General features: G+C 61.8%; 15 protein-coding genes. 4 read left to right on the plus strand and 11 right to left on the minus strand.

Annotated elements, in window-relative coordinates; all coding sequences use genetic code 11:
• Window positions 1-5: 5 nt before the first annotated feature.
• The 8 genes from ACZ9EJ_RS03475 to ACZ9EJ_RS03510 form a co-directional block, all read right to left on the minus strand.
• Complete coding sequence (locus ACZ9EJ_RS03475; protein ID WP_046640831.1) at window positions 6-1,136, minus strand: hypothetical protein; 1,131 nt, start codon at window positions 1,134-1,136, stop codon at window positions 6-8.
• Complete coding sequence (locus ACZ9EJ_RS03480) at window positions 1,136-2,143, minus strand: hypothetical protein (protein WP_046632238.1); 1,008 nt, start codon at window positions 2,141-2,143, stop codon at window positions 1,136-1,138. The genes ACZ9EJ_RS03475 and ACZ9EJ_RS03480 overlap by 1 nt, the downstream gene beginning before the upstream one ends.
• Window positions 2,140-2,790 (minus strand): hypothetical protein, encoded by a 651-nt coding sequence (locus ACZ9EJ_RS03485; protein ID WP_046632240.1) that lies wholly within the window; start codon window positions 2,788-2,790, stop codon window positions 2,140-2,142. The genes ACZ9EJ_RS03480 and ACZ9EJ_RS03485 overlap by 4 nt, the downstream gene beginning before the upstream one ends.
• Window positions 2,791-3,106: 316 nt before the next feature.
• The gene (locus ACZ9EJ_RS03490; RefSeq protein WP_046640904.1) at window positions 3,107-3,892 is read right to left on the minus strand and encodes a class I SAM-dependent methyltransferase; all 786 of its coding nucleotides are present in this window, start codon (window positions 3,890-3,892) and stop codon (window positions 3,107-3,109) included.
• A gap of 237 nt (window positions 3,893-4,129) precedes the next feature.
• Entirely contained in the window at window positions 4,130-4,426 is a 297-nt protein-coding gene (locus ACZ9EJ_RS03495) for a DUF1127 domain-containing protein (RefSeq protein WP_046632242.1), read from the minus strand.
• A 96-nt stretch (window positions 4,427-4,522) separates the two neighbouring features.
• On the minus strand, window positions 4,523-4,684 hold the full coding sequence (locus ACZ9EJ_RS03500) for a hypothetical protein (protein WP_251091011.1): 162 nt from the start codon (window positions 4,682-4,684) through the stop codon (window positions 4,523-4,525).
• A gap of 91 nt (window positions 4,685-4,775) precedes the next feature.
• Entirely contained in the window at window positions 4,776-5,609 is an 834-nt protein-coding gene (locus tag ACZ9EJ_RS03505) for a helix-turn-helix domain-containing protein (protein WP_046632244.1), read from the minus strand.
• A 60-nt stretch (window positions 5,610-5,669) separates the two neighbouring features.
• Window positions 5,670-6,692: an RluA family pseudouridine synthase gene (locus ACZ9EJ_RS03510; protein WP_046632246.1), complete on the minus strand. Its 1,023-nt coding sequence runs from the start codon at window positions 6,690-6,692 to the stop codon at window positions 5,670-5,672.
• Window positions 6,693-6,737: 45 nt separating this feature from the next.
• Here ACZ9EJ_RS03510 and ACZ9EJ_RS03515 point away from each other — a divergent pair, with 45 nt between their 5' ends.
• Both ACZ9EJ_RS03515 and ACZ9EJ_RS03520 read left to right on the plus strand, forming a co-directional pair.
• Window positions 6,738-7,124, plus strand: a complete 387-nt coding sequence (locus tag ACZ9EJ_RS03515) for a hypothetical protein (RefSeq protein WP_046632248.1) — start codon at window positions 6,738-6,740, stop codon at window positions 7,122-7,124.
• Window positions 7,124-7,960, plus strand: coding sequence for a TrmH family RNA methyltransferase (locus tag ACZ9EJ_RS03520; RefSeq protein ID WP_046632250.1), 837 nt, complete (start codon window positions 7,124-7,126; stop codon window positions 7,958-7,960). Before ACZ9EJ_RS03515 ends, ACZ9EJ_RS03520 begins: the two co-directional genes overlap by 1 nt.
• A gap of 5 nt (window positions 7,961-7,965) precedes the next feature.
• On the opposite strand, the gene ACZ9EJ_RS03525 is transcribed toward ACZ9EJ_RS03520, so the two are convergent.
• Both ACZ9EJ_RS03525 and ACZ9EJ_RS03530 read right to left on the minus strand, forming a co-directional pair.
• Window positions 7,966-9,171, minus strand: coding sequence for a coiled-coil domain-containing protein (locus ACZ9EJ_RS03525; protein WP_046632252.1), 1,206 nt, complete (start codon window positions 9,169-9,171; stop codon window positions 7,966-7,968).
• A gap of 158 nt (window positions 9,172-9,329) precedes the next feature.
• Window positions 9,330-9,932: a DUF1134 domain-containing protein gene (locus ACZ9EJ_RS03530; protein WP_370649817.1), complete on the minus strand. Its 603-nt coding sequence runs from the start codon at window positions 9,930-9,932 to the stop codon at window positions 9,330-9,332.
• 184 nt (window positions 9,933-10,116) lie between these two features.
• Between ACZ9EJ_RS03530 and chpT the strand changes: the two genes are divergently transcribed.
• Together chpT and ACZ9EJ_RS03540 are read left to right on the plus strand one after the other, a co-directional pair.
• Window positions 10,117-10,764, plus strand: a complete 648-nt coding sequence (gene chpT, locus ACZ9EJ_RS03535; RefSeq protein WP_046632254.1) for a histidine phosphotransferase ChpT — start codon at window positions 10,117-10,119, stop codon at window positions 10,762-10,764.
• Between the two features lie 104 nt (window positions 10,765-10,868).
• The gene (locus ACZ9EJ_RS03540; RefSeq protein WP_046632256.1) at window positions 10,869-11,231 is read left to right on the plus strand and encodes a response regulator; all 363 of its coding nucleotides are present in this window, start codon (window positions 10,869-10,871) and stop codon (window positions 11,229-11,231) included.
• 155 nt (window positions 11,232-11,386) lie between these two features.
• On the opposite strand, the gene ctrA is transcribed toward ACZ9EJ_RS03540, so the two are convergent.
• Window positions 11,387-12,085, minus strand: coding sequence for a response regulator transcription factor CtrA (gene ctrA / locus ACZ9EJ_RS03545; protein WP_007769464.1), 699 nt, complete (start codon window positions 12,083-12,085; stop codon window positions 11,387-11,389).
• Window positions 12,086-12,459 lie beyond the last annotated feature (374 nt).

Here is a 12,459-nt window from a genome sequence, read left to right on the forward strand (position 1 = left end):
GGAGGTCAGCGAAGCTTCAGGCCGGACAGGTTCACCGGTTCCTTCGCCTCGATTCGCAGGCGAAGCTGCCGAGGCCCGTTGAGGTTGACGCGGCAGGGCGATGCTCCGGCGCTGCCGGTCTGGCATTTGCCGACATAGTTCCAGGCGCTGTCTCCCGGCCGTCGCTCCTCGACCCAGAAGGTTCTCATGCCGCCCGTGCAGTTCCCCTGGTGTTGGAACTCTATCGTCTCGACCCGGTCGAGCGTGTCGGCGAGTTCGATCGTCAGTTCGACGTCGCCGCGTCCGCCATCTGCCGCGGCCCGAAAACAGCCGGACCCGGACTGGAGAGCGGAGGGGCCGTCGCTGCCCTTGAGAAGCAGGGCGACGTAACCAAGCACGGTATAGGGCACGCCATCCGCTGCGGCGCGGCTACCGCGCCGCTTGGCGGAGTCGTTGCTGTCGATGGCTGCAAACCGCTCGCGGATGTAGTCGAAGCGTATCGCCATGACCCCGGACTGGTCGGCCGGTACCCGCGTGATCATCGCGAAAGGTACCGGACTTCCCGAACGCTCGCTCATCACGATCGCCCCGCTCAGCCCCTTTTGGAGAAAGCCCTTGTCGGATGCATCCGGCACCTGGAACTGCAGGATGGCACCGCCATACTCGTCGACGCCGCCGCGCTTCAGGGCGACCTCGAAATTGCCGTAGCTGGTCCTCAGCATGCTGAAGACATTCATGCGCGGAGCCGAAGCGAGCAGGTTGTTGTAGACGAATGTCGGCGGGCCGAGCCGGGACAGACAGGCGCCGTCCTTGCGTCCGCTTGCGACGCGGGCGAAGGCGAGGTCGGCGGCGCGCTCCTCCATGGGCGTCTTTGGAGCATCGATGGCGCCGGAGACCGGTCGTACGCTTTCTCCGCCCACCGCATTCCGATCGGTGAAGAAGAACGGCTGCAACTCCTTGGTTTCCGGCGAGGCGACAACATGGGCGGGAACGGCGAGCCAGCACTCGCCGGGATTGATGCCTGCCGAGCCGAACAGCCAGGCCTGCCCGATCTCGCCATTGCGCGAGCGGACCGATACGGGTTCCGCCCTGGCATCGGAGAGAAGCAGAGCCGCAAGGCCCAATGCAATGCCGATTGGACGGGTAAAGCGCCTCATTACTGCTTCTTCTCCGGATCCCGCCAAAGGCCCATCCAGCTCGCGACCGCTGCCAGCACGCCGCCGAAGACGATGACGAAGCCGGTAATGACGATTGCGTGCGAATCCGCGAATGTGCTGGTCAGCAGGCTGAGGCCGAGCGTTTCCATCTCATCCCGGCGGGTGCCGGGCCGGTAGAGCTGAAGTGTGTTCGATATGGTCGTCGCCGAAACCTGCAATCCTTGCTCGACCGGAATCGCTGCGCCGTACCAGGCGGCAATCGCCGGATCAACCGGCTGCTTCGGGTCCAGGTTATCGCCGCCGGACAGGCGGCTGCCGATGGGAAGCGGAAACTCGGCGTCCGCCACGGGCACTAGTAGTTCGCTGAAATAGGTGCGGTTGAAGACCCTGACGCGCCCTTCCCACAGGATGTCGTAGATGCGGGAAGTCGTCCCGGTCGGCATGACGGGCACGCCGAATTCCTGCCCGATATCGGCCGGGCCGGCGATCGGTAGCGGCCGGACCAGTTCGGCGGCGTTGGTGATCCGCACCGTCACGGGCTCCACGAGGTCGCAGTCTGCCCTGCCAGAAGATTGGAAGGTGGCCGCGACCCTCGTTCCCTTTTCGCTGACAAGCCTGCCGCCGACGATCTGAATGGCGATCCGGCCGGCGCCGGCGCGATAGCTGACGATAGCGCCTTCCGAGGGCTGCAAGAGGCCGGTGACGCGCGGTGAAGGATCGCCGGCCAATGCGACGCAGCCTTCCGCCGACGCGATCAGCGTCGCATTGGTCAGCGGGATCGTGGCGATCAGCGGCCTGACCGCGCGGTAGCGCACCAGTTCGGACACGGCATCGACGGACGCATAGAGCTCCGATCTGGACAGTTGCCGAAGCGCGAGGAATGCGATGGAGGTCAGGATAAGCGCGATGACGATCAGGTTCGTCGCGCCTTTCGTAGTCAGGTACTTGGCGACCTTGGTTGCCAGCCATTTCGCTCCGGTCGAAACGCGCTTGCCCACGATCTTCATCTATTGCGTCTCAGCGATACGAGCACCGGTTCCTTTTCGGTCGCGAAGCCGTCATCCATGGCGATAACGAAGCGGGCGTTCTCATCCTGGACGCCGCGAACGTTGACCCGGCATTCCTGGTCGAAGGCGATTCGCGCTCCGCTCGCGGGGGCGCCGCAGGCGATGTCGCTGGCGCCTGCCGGCGCCTCCAGGGTGACCCTTCGGGAGCTCGCATTGATCATGATGGTTAGCACATCGGCGTTCGCGCCGGTTCCGAGCTGGGGGAAATGCAGCGCGCCATCCGGAATGCAGTCGCTGCCTTTCGCCTCGAAGACCTTGAGAGCGTAGTCCCTGCCGTCGTAGCCGGACAGAGCTGCTCTATGTTTTCGCGTTACCGGAGAAATCCGGACGCTTTTCGCCGTCTGCGTACTCGTGATTGTATATTCGTTGTTGGCCGAGTAGCGGCCGTCGCGGGTGAGGGCGCGGACGCACACCAGCGTTTTTTGCGTCATGGCGAAGCGTACGTTTTCGGGATCGAGCTTTCCGGGCGTATCGCCGAGCCTCAGGCCGACGACCACGCCTCCTGAGACCGCAGCGCTTTCGTCATAGCTCTCGCGGAAATTTTCCCCCGGCGTGGCGACGGCGACCTCCTGCGCGAATGCCGGCACGGAGGTTATGGGCGCGAGCCACAGGAGAGCGGCCGTGAGCCATCGACCGGATATAGACAGCCGGTATCGCCGATGCCATCCCCCAATCCGCAACATGCCCTCCCGCCTATTCGCCCTGGAAGACGTCGATGGACAGCCAACGACCTCAATGATTGCGTGGCTGGGCGCATATCCGGTCCGCGCAGCCATGCAATCGGAAATAGAGCAAATCCGAATGGCTTTCACAAGACACCGAAAAGGTGAAGGGCAGGATGGGGTTGTCCTCGTCACAAGGGCAAATCGCCGAGATTTTCAGCGAATCCGTGGCGGACTGCGCCTACCGATAGACGCGCTCCGAAAAGGCCCGCATGCCCGACCGTACCATCAGTTCATAGACCATGCGACGGCTCATCGGATTGTGCAACCGTGCTACTTTCGAGCCGAGAAATTCCGTTTCCACATGGTCGAAGGCGATGAGGTCTGCGGCCTCGGCGATCACCTTCAAATAGAATTCGTGGAATTCTTTGCGGCAGACATAGGTCTTGTACTTGGTCATGCAGAAGGTCGAGAACGTGTCCTTGCGCTCCCGCAGGAAGTCCGCGACACCGACGGTCACCTCCGGCCAGGCCGGATTGAACGTATCGTCGAAGGCAATGATGCCGTGGTCGGCGAGCGTGTCCGTCGCAAGCCGGCTGTCGGCCGTGATGTGCTGCAGCGTATGGCCGCCGTCGATGCTGAAGAAGCGGGTGCGGCCGACCTTGCTGGTGATCTCGTCGGCCTGCATCAGGGTGCTGTCACCCTTGATGATCAGCTCCTCGTCCACGTCCAGACCCAGCCGGCGACCATTGGCGAGAAACTGGCCGTATTGCGTCGGCGCCCCGTCCGACGCCTGGCCGATATCGAAGAGATCGATCGCCAGGATCTTGTCCCCGCCGTTATTGACCTTCTTCATAAGGAAATAGGAGCGTCCGTAAAAGACGCCGATCTCGGCAATGCCCCCGCCTAACCCATTTTTCTTTTGTGCCTGCAGAAGATTCAGGAAAACCAGCGCGTCGGGTGGGTCGATATAGCCCTCGATCGTCTGCAGGTCATGAAAGATGAACTTCCGGAGGCTTGAGTTCATATCGTGCGCGTCCCTCATTATTCTATTTGTTGTGCTTTTGATAAATACATCGCGCACGATGCACGGCTTGGGCCGGAGATTTATTTTGGTAGTGCAGACATTTATTTTGCACTGCAGCAATAGGGACAAATAAAGCAAAACTTTGACGGCGATTTGACTTGTGGACAGTCGCGATGATTCCGATCATGACTCGGATTTATTTCGACATGTCTTTGCTTTGCCTAGTTCTACAGAACTTCAAAGGCATTTGCGTTCCAGCCCGTGCGCCTCGCTGCGGCGGTAGCGGCTGATATCGCCATAGGCCCCGCTGCGCGAGACGCCGATATCCTTCAACTGATCATCGGTCAGCTCAAGCAGCGCCAGCCGGTTGCTACGCTGGCGAATTTTTCTGACGATGCCGGCGACGACGCGTTGCAGCAGCGATGACCTGGCCAATGCATCAACGGGCGGTTGGCACGCCGCAGGCGACAGGTCCAAGACAAGGTGGTAGCGTTCCGATGCGCGGTCAAAGACCGCCCGGTTCTCGTTCTTCATGATCTTTCTCCTGAAGGGATGCCGGCCGATCCGCGGCTGGCGTTCAGGAGGCGGGCGGCTGCCGCCCGCCTCGATGTCGGTTACCGGTGCTGGATTTTACTTGCTGGCGGCCTGGGCCGTGCGGGTTGCGACTTCCGCTTCCCGCAATGCTTGGGCACATTCCTCGCAGCAGACCTCGACCGTCTTGCCGCCGATCTTCACCGCGATCCGGGTCGAATCGAGTTCGCAGTCGCAGGCGGCGCAGGTGTTCTCTTTCATGGTGGCATCTCCCGATGTGGACGTTACGGGAGAAGAAAAACATTTTGCCGGGGTCTTCCGCTGTCAGAATCTTTAGCGACTTTGCGCCCGGCTATCTTAAGCCCGCAAATCTCTGGAATTCCGCCGGCGTGCGGCCATAGGCCTGGCGGAAAGCCGAGGAAAAGTGGCTGTGGCTGGAAAAGCCGAGCTCGAGGCCAAGGTCGGTCAGGTCGTCATAGGTGCCGAGCAGGTCGAGCGCCCGGGCCAGCCGCAGGCGAAGCTGGTAGCGATAGAGCGGCGTGCCCTCCACCTGCTGGAAGACTTGAGTGAGGTAGACCGGCGAGACGCCGGTTTCGCCGGCAATCTCGGCGAGCGTCCAGCGGCGGGCCAGATCGGAGGAGAGGGCGAGCTTGGCGCGATCCACCAGCTTCTGGCGCCCGGCGCTGGCGGTCGCCGCGCGTGCGGTGCGCACGCCGACGGAACGGCGCACCAGCGTCATGGCGAGCGTCTCGGCTTCCAGCGTCTCGGCCGCACCGCGCATCAGGCTGTGGCGCAGCAGCGCCACCAGCGCCTGGGCGCGTTCGTCGATCCTCAGCCGCTGCTTGTTGAAGACGAAGCGCGAGCCCTTGGGATTGCGGTGCTCGGCCGGGACCAGTTCCTCCAGCATCGCTTCCGGCACGTCCATGCTCAGGCAGGAATCGCCGCCTTCGACCGGGTGGCTGATCTGGTAGGCCTCGTCGCAGTTGAAGAACAGGACCTGGTTGGCTTCCGCCACCGTGTCGTCGCCGCCGACATGGCGCATGAAGACGCCGCGATAGGGGAAGACAAGGCTCGTCGCGTGGGAGCATTCCTCGCCGCTGCGATGCCGGCATTCGCCGCCGCACACGACGTCGCGGACCTGGATCAGGTCCGTGTCGAGGAGCTTCTTGACGGCGAACTGGCTCATGGGGCCCTCGTGAATGTCGTGGAGTCATATACTCCCCGACAGTGCCTCAAGCCACCCGTTTCATGCCTTCAGCGCTTCGATCAGCTCCGCCATGTCTTCGGGCATCGGCGCTTCGAATTCCATCACCTCGCCGGTGCGGGGATGTTCGAAAGCGAGCAGGAAGGCGTGCAGCGCCTGGCGCGGAAAGCGGTTGACGACGCCCTTGGCAAAATCCGGAAGCAGGTTCGCCTTGGTCTTGAAGCCGGCGGAATAGTCCTGGTCGCCGATCAGCGGATGGCCGATATGGGCCATGTGGACGCGGATCTGATGGGTACGGCCGGTTTCCAGCCGGCACTCGATCAGCGCGGCAAGCGCCGTGGCATCCGGCTTTTCGTGGAAGCGCTCGATCACCTGGTAATGGGTGATGGCCTCGCGAGCGTCGCTGCTGTCTTCCTTCTGCACGGCGCGCTTGGTGCGGTCGCCGGCGCGGCCGAGCGGCGCGTCGATCGTACCCTTGAGCCCGCGCGGACGACCCCAGACGACCGCCTGGTAGGCGCGCTCCAGCGGGCCTGAGCGGCCGTGGTCGGCGAACTGGTCGGCAAGGTGGCGGTGGGCGATATCGTTCTTGGCGGCGACCATGACGCCGCTCGTATCCTTGTCGAGCCGGTGGACGATGCCGGGGCGCTTGACGCCGCCGATGCCCGAGAGGCTCGCGCCGCAGTGATAAATTAGCGCGTTGACCAGCGTGCCGGTCCAGTTGCCGGCGCCGGGATGGACGACGAGGCCGGCCGGCTTGGCGATGACGATCAGGTCGTCGTCCTCGTAGAGAACCTCAAGCGGGATATCCTCGCCCTTCGGCTCCGGGTCCTCGGGTTCCGGAAGGTCGATCTCGACCGTGTCGCCGGCATTGATCTTCTTCTTCGGCTCGGTGATGACCTTGCCGTTCAGGCTGACGGCGCCCTGTTCGATCAGCGCCTTGATCCGGTTTCGCGAAAACTCGCCGTCCAGCACCGAGGTCAGCCAGGCATCCAGCCGCCCTTCGGCCTCTTCGGAGGCGGTGAGGACTTTCCTTGGGCGCTCGGCTTCTTTAAAGGGATCGTTCATTCAATCATTCCGATAGCATTCGACAAGAACAAGGACGTCGCCCTCATGCCCCAACCCGAAATCGAGGAACAGGAAGAGCCGCTTGATCCGGCAATGGAGAAAATCCGCCGGAAGATGGTGCTTCTGATACTCGTTTCGGGCGGGATCTTGTTCGTCTGCTTTATGGCGGTCCTTGGCGCCATTGTCTACAAGGTCACGCAGCGGCCTGCGACGCCCGGGACGATCGCCTCGACAGGCGGGTTCTCGGTGCCCGCCGGCCAGCCGCTTGCGGCAACCGCGGAACTGCCTGCCGGCTTCGTGGTGCAGGGCGTATCGCTCTCCGGCAGCCAGATCCTGTTCTACGGAATGCTGACCGGCGACCAGAAGGTGCTGATCTACGATATCGCTGCCGGCCGCATCGTCGCCGATGTGACGGTGGCGATACCGCAATAATGGCGCCGATCCGCATCGACGACGCGGACGATCCGCGGATCGCCGAGTTCCGGTCGATCCGCGAGCGGGACCTCACGGGACGGCAAGGGCGGTTTATCGCCGAGGGTACGGTGGTGCTCAGGATGCTCGCCGCGGCGCATGGTTCCGGTGGCGATTTTCTGACCGAGAAGATCCTGCTGCTCGAAAACCGGGTTGCGGGGGTTTCGGAGATCCTCGCAGGTTTTCCGGCAGATGTTCCGGTCTACGTGGCCTCGGCCGCGGTGCTGGATCAGATCGCCGGTTTCCACCTGCATCGCGGCGTGCTGGCGCTTGGACGCCGCCGGCGGGAGAGGACGGCTTCCGAACTGGTCGCCGCGCTGCCGGAAAAGGCGCTGGTGGTTGCTGCCTTCGGCATTTCCAATCACGACAATATCGGTTCGATCTTCCGCAACGCCGCCGCCTTCGGCGCCGATGCGGTGCTGCTCGATCAGGGCTGCTGCGACCCGCTCTACCGCAAGTCGCTGCGGGTTTCCGTCGGAGCGGTGTTGTCGGTGCCTTATGCGCGGCACGGCACGATGTCGGACATTCTGGCGGCGCTGATGGAGAGTGGTTTTGCCGTCTGGGGGCTTTCGCCGGCGGGTTCGGTGGAAATCCGCGATGTGCCAGCCTGCGACCGCATGGTGTTGATCACCGGCACGGAAGGCGAGGGACTGCCCGCTGAGGTGCTTGCCCGCATCCAGTCGGCGCGGATCGCCCAGGCGCCGGGCCTCGACAGCCTCAATGCGGCAACCGCGACCGGCATCGCGCTCTACGAGATCGCCATGGCCCAAGGTCGCCTATCCCAGGGTCGTCTATAAAGATCTCAGGTGTTTGCGTCCTGACGGGTTGCGAGCGTCTTCTTCGACCTCGCGGCCAGGCTCTCCCGGTTGCCGTTTCCGGATTTGCCCGACAGGATCTTGTGGATCGGCGAGACCGATCCTTCGGATGCCGCCGTCATGGCCACCATGCTGGCGGCTATGGAGGCCAGTTCCTGGCGGATGGCGTCGTCGCTGCCGCTGCCCTTCTGCAGGCGTTCGGAGAGCGCCGCTGCCCGGTTGCGGGCATCATCAGCCAATTCGGCCACCACGGGATCGACGTCCGGCTGTCCGGAAACTCGAGCCTGTCTGGGAGGCGGAGCATGCGGAATTTCGCGCAGGTTGATGTCCTCCGGAGTGATCTTCTTTTTCGGCGTTGCTTTTATCACCGGGCGGACAGCCACCGCATCGCGAAGGGCGCGGCTGGAATCGCGGGCTTCGGCACTCGCGCCTTTCAGCTTGTCCCGCAGCCGCCCGATCTCGGCAAGCCGGCGTTCCAGCGCCGTCTCCCTGTCGGCACGGTCGGCGATTTCCTTGGCAAGCTTGTCCTCGAGCCGTTGGACGCGGTGCTCTTCCTGGGCGAGCCGTGTTTCGGCGTCCTTGGCGCGGGCAGTCTGTTGCCGGACGTCGTTGCGCAGCGTATCCCGTTCGTCGCGCAAGGCGGTGACGCGGAATTTGAGGTTCTCGACCTCCGTATCGCGGGTGGACAGATCGATCCGGAAATTGTCGGCGTCGGCGATCATCAGAAGCTGACGCTGCTGGAGCTTCTCGATCTCCAGTTCCTTGGCTGCGACAGTTTTCTCGGCGGTTTCGAGCGCCGCCTTCAACTGCTGGATATAACTGTCCTCCTGACGCAGGCGCGAACGGGCGTCGGCAGCCTCGACATCCATTGTGTCGATCTGGGCGCGCAGGTCGGTGATCTCGGACAGCAATTGGGCGGCTTCCTCGGCCAGCCTGTCGCTCTTGATCTGCAGCGCGACCGCCTTGTCCCTTTCCTGGACCAGTTCCTGCTTGGTGCGGGCATTCTCTGCCGCATAGACGGCACGGGCCATGTCCCGCTGGGCGCGGACTTCCTGCGGGCTGATGGGCAGCGTCGCCTTGATGCGGTTTTCGGTGTAGCGCACGATGCGATTGTGGACTGCCGGTGCGACCAGCATCACCGCAAGCGCGGCGCTCAGGAAACCCAAGCCGAACAGAAGAGCAAACTGGATCACGATGAGGCCGTTTCGCGGTCTGGATGGGAATGCGCAGGCTGTTTAAGCATGGTCACATTCACCCGGCAAGCGCCCTTCAGGCTGAAGGCCGGATTACCGGCCGCTGTGGCGCAAAACATGAATTTCCCTCCGGTGTCCCGAGGGGAAAATGGCGAATTTCAGAAAGGGTTCCAGGTCGGTGACTGGGTGAGCTTCAGATAACCGACGTTGATGCCGAGGCGAGCACCGAGACCGGTGCGAATCGGCACGAGAATCATGTTGTTGTTGCGCAGGACCGTCATGCCGACGCCGGCGACCACGAAGGCGGAGCCCGACACGCCGCCGAAGCGGGCATAGAGGCTGTTCACCGAAGGAAGGTCGTAGACCAGCATCATCGCGCGGGTGCCTTGGCCGCCGTAGTCGATGCCGAGCGAAGGGCCCTGCCAGAAGACCGGGTGCTGGCCGGCGTTCTTTGTATAAAGCTCGCCCTCGCCATAGGTCAGGCCGGCGATGAACGCGCCCGAGCCTTCCTGGCCGAGAATATAGCCGTTCGGCAGGCCGTATTGGGAAAAGGCGTTCTCAACGACCTTGGCAAGGCCGCCGCTGGTGGAGCCGAAGAAGCCGTGGCCGGCATCGACGATTTCCTGGGCCGAATATTGGTTGGAGCCCTGCTGGGCGGATGCCGGGCCTGCAAAGACCGCCACGGCTGCGATCACGGCAAACACCGTCGCTGCGAAACGGGCGAGGGCGGAATGGGTGTGGATGCGCATTGTCAGATCCATGATTGTATCATCCAGGGGCACGCCTTTTGCGTCATGCTTAAGGCCGGGACATTTTGAAGCCATGATCTTAATAATCGGTTTACCAAATATGGTGTCATTATGACCAGGAACAGTGCTACACCCTCGCGCAACCTTCAGATGGCAAGGCGAACACGGGCGGAGCATTCCCAAACAGGAGACCTACATGCCGAAGAATCCGAATCTTACCCTTGCCGGGCCAGATCTCGCGGCACTTCTGTGCAGCCGTGTCTGCCATGACGTGATCTCCCCGGTCGGCGCGATCAACAACGGCCTCGAGCTTCTCGACGAAGGTGCGGCCGATAGCGACGCGCTCGACCTCATCCGCACCTCCGCCTTGAATGCCTCGGTACGCCTCAAGTTCGCGCGGCTCGCCTTCGGTGCTTCCGGTTCGGTCGGCGCCTCGATCGATACGGGCGAGGCCGAGAAGGCCGCCAAGGACTTTGCCATCGCCGAAAAGAAGACCGAGGTCACCTGGAACGGTCCGCGGGCGATCATCGCCAAGAACCGGGTCAAGCTGCTCCTCAACCTCTTCCTGGTCGCCTATGCCGGCATTCCCCGCGGCGGCTCGATCGACGTGACGCTGGAAAATCCGGAATACGACGCGAAATTCATCCTGACCATCAAGGGACGGATGATGCGCGTGCCGGCCAAGTTCGTCGAGATCGCCAGCGGTACGCTCGAAGAGCCGATCGATGCTCATTCGATCCAGCCCTATTACACGGTGCTGCTCGCGGAAGAATCCGGCATGGAACTGAGCCATGTGGTTTCTGAAGACAAGATCGTTTTCATCGCCGAAACCGTGGCTGCTTGAGACGATCTGTAGTTGTTTGGTGCCCGAGGGTAACCATTCATTAGTGCCATCCCCTTAATGATAGATGCTCGGAACCAGAGCGGGCTCAGCGTCAAGGGGATACGATGCAGCGTTTAATGATTGCCGACGGATCGGACATCGTACGCACGGTCGGAAAGCGAATCCTGTCGGAACTGGGCTTCCTCGTGGTCGAGGCAGCCACAGCGCGCGAGGCGACGACGCGCTGCAATGCCGAGCTTCCCAATTTCCTGATCGTCGATGCAGCGCTTGAAGGCGCGCTTGAACTCATTGGCACCATCCGGGCGATGCCGAACGGCAAGAACATCCGCATCTTCTATTGCGTCATCGAAGCGGACCTGAAGAAGATGATGGCCGGCAAGCGCGCCGGTGCGGACGATTTTCTGCTGAAGCCATTCGATCGCAAGATCCTGACGTCCGTCTTCTCGGCGCTGGCGCAGGCCGCCTGATTCCCGCTCCGCGACATCCGTTCGACCCATGGTGGCCCGCCCCGCGGCCGCTTTTCCGTTCCCGTCACGTTTCGTTTTGGGTCCGTAGGCGGCTCAAAACAAAACGTCCGCCGGGTAGACCAGGCGGACGTTTCGAAAGGGGATTTTCAGGCAGCTCAGGCGGTTTCGGCGTATTCCGCCTCCGGTTCGCGCAGCACGTAGCCGCGGCCCCAGACGGTTTCGATATAGTTTGCGCCGCCGGCGGCGTTGGCGAGCTTCTTGCGCAGCTTGCAGATAAAGACGTCGATGATCTTCAGTTCCGGCTCGTCCATGCCGCCGTAAAGGTGGTTCAGGAACATTTCCTTGGTGAGCGTGGTACCCTTGCGGAGCGAGAGCAGCTCCAGCATCTGGTATTCCTTGCCCGTCAGGTGAACGCGCTGGCCGCCGACTTCGACGGTCTTGGCGTCGAGATTGACGATCAGTTCGCCGGTGACGATGATCGACTGTGCATGACCCTTGGAACGGCGGACGATCGCGTGGATGCGAGCGACCAGTTCATCCTTGTGGAAGGGCTTGGTCATGTAGTCGTCGGCGCCGAAACCGAGACCACGGACCTTGTCTTCGATGCCGGCCATGCCGGACAGGATAAGGATCGGTGTTTTGACCTTCGAAAGCCTCAGAGTGCGAAGCACTTCATAACCCGACATGTCGGGCAGGTTAAGGTCGAGGAGAATGATGTCATAGTCGTAGAGCTTGCCGAGGTCGACGCCTTCCTCACCGAGGTCGGTCGTATAGACGTTGAAGCTTTCCGATTTCAGCATTAGCTCGATGCTCTGGGCAGTCGCGCTGTCATCTTCGATGAGTAGAACCCGCATATTTTTCCCCTTTACCGCCGCGTAAGGTATTTTTGCCCCCTTACTCGATACGGATCCAGACTGAGCCTGATTTGGAAGCTGCCACTAAATGGTTAACAAATTATGATTCAACCTGGCAAGGTTCATGATTTCGTTAAGCAAGATTAGTAGCAACCTGTTTTCCCTTCAAGTTTGGCCATCACCAGGATTGAATCAGCGGATGAGGAAATTCCGCTAAGTGATTCATTCGACTCATACATTGTCGCGGCCAATTTAGGCCCTGGCATTTACCGACCCTTAAACGATCCGGTTTATCATTAATGATGCCCGTAAACGAAAGGTTAACGCGACGCCCAATTTATTAACGTCGCGAGAATTTTTTGATCCGGAGTGTA

This window comes from Neorhizobium sp. USDA 3394, assembly GCF_056280385.1.

Excerpts from the sequence above, each read along its gene's own strand:
- chpT (WP_046632254.1), top strand. The coding sequence starts at position 10,117 with ATGCCGAAGAATCCGAATCTTACCCTTGCCGGGCCAGATCTCGCGGCA.
- ACZ9EJ_RS03505 (WP_046632244.1), bottom strand. The coding sequence starts at position 5,609 with ATGAGCCAGTTCGCCGTCAAGAAGCTCCTCGACACGGACCTGATCCAG.
- ACZ9EJ_RS03520 (WP_046632250.1), top strand. The coding sequence starts at position 7,124 with ATGGCGCCGATCCGCATCGACGACGCGGACGATCCGCGGATCGCCGAG.
- ACZ9EJ_RS03515 (WP_046632248.1), top strand. The coding sequence starts at position 6,738 with ATGCCCCAACCCGAAATCGAGGAACAGGAAGAGCCGCTTGATCCGGCA.
- ACZ9EJ_RS03475 (WP_046640831.1), bottom strand. The coding sequence starts at position 1,136 with ATGAGGCGCTTTACCCGTCCAATCGGCATTGCATTGGGCCTTGCGGCT.
- ACZ9EJ_RS03490 (WP_046640904.1), bottom strand. The coding sequence starts at position 3,892 with ATGAACTCAAGCCTCCGGAAGTTCATCTTTCATGACCTGCAGACGATC.
- ACZ9EJ_RS03480 (WP_046632238.1), bottom strand. The coding sequence starts at position 2,143 with ATGAAGATCGTGGGCAAGCGCGTTTCGACCGGAGCGAAATGGCTGGCA.
- ACZ9EJ_RS03530 (WP_370649817.1), bottom strand. The coding sequence starts at position 9,932 with ATGGATCTGACAATGCGCATCCACACCCATTCCGCCCTCGCCCGTTTC.
- ctrA (WP_007769464.1), bottom strand. The coding sequence starts at position 12,085 with ATGCGGGTTCTACTCATCGAAGATGACAGCGCGACTGCCCAGAGCATC.
- ACZ9EJ_RS03510 (WP_046632246.1), bottom strand. The coding sequence starts at position 6,692 with ATGAACGATCCCTTTAAAGAAGCCGAGCGCCCAAGGAAAGTCCTCACC.
- ACZ9EJ_RS03500 (WP_251091011.1), bottom strand. The coding sequence starts at position 4,684 with ATGAAAGAGAACACCTGCGCCGCCTGCGACTGCGAACTCGATTCGACC.
- ACZ9EJ_RS03540 (WP_046632256.1), top strand. The coding sequence starts at position 10,869 with ATGCAGCGTTTAATGATTGCCGACGGATCGGACATCGTACGCACGGTC.
- ACZ9EJ_RS03495 (WP_046632242.1), bottom strand. The coding sequence starts at position 4,426 with ATGAAGAACGAGAACCGGGCGGTCTTTGACCGCGCATCGGAACGCTAC.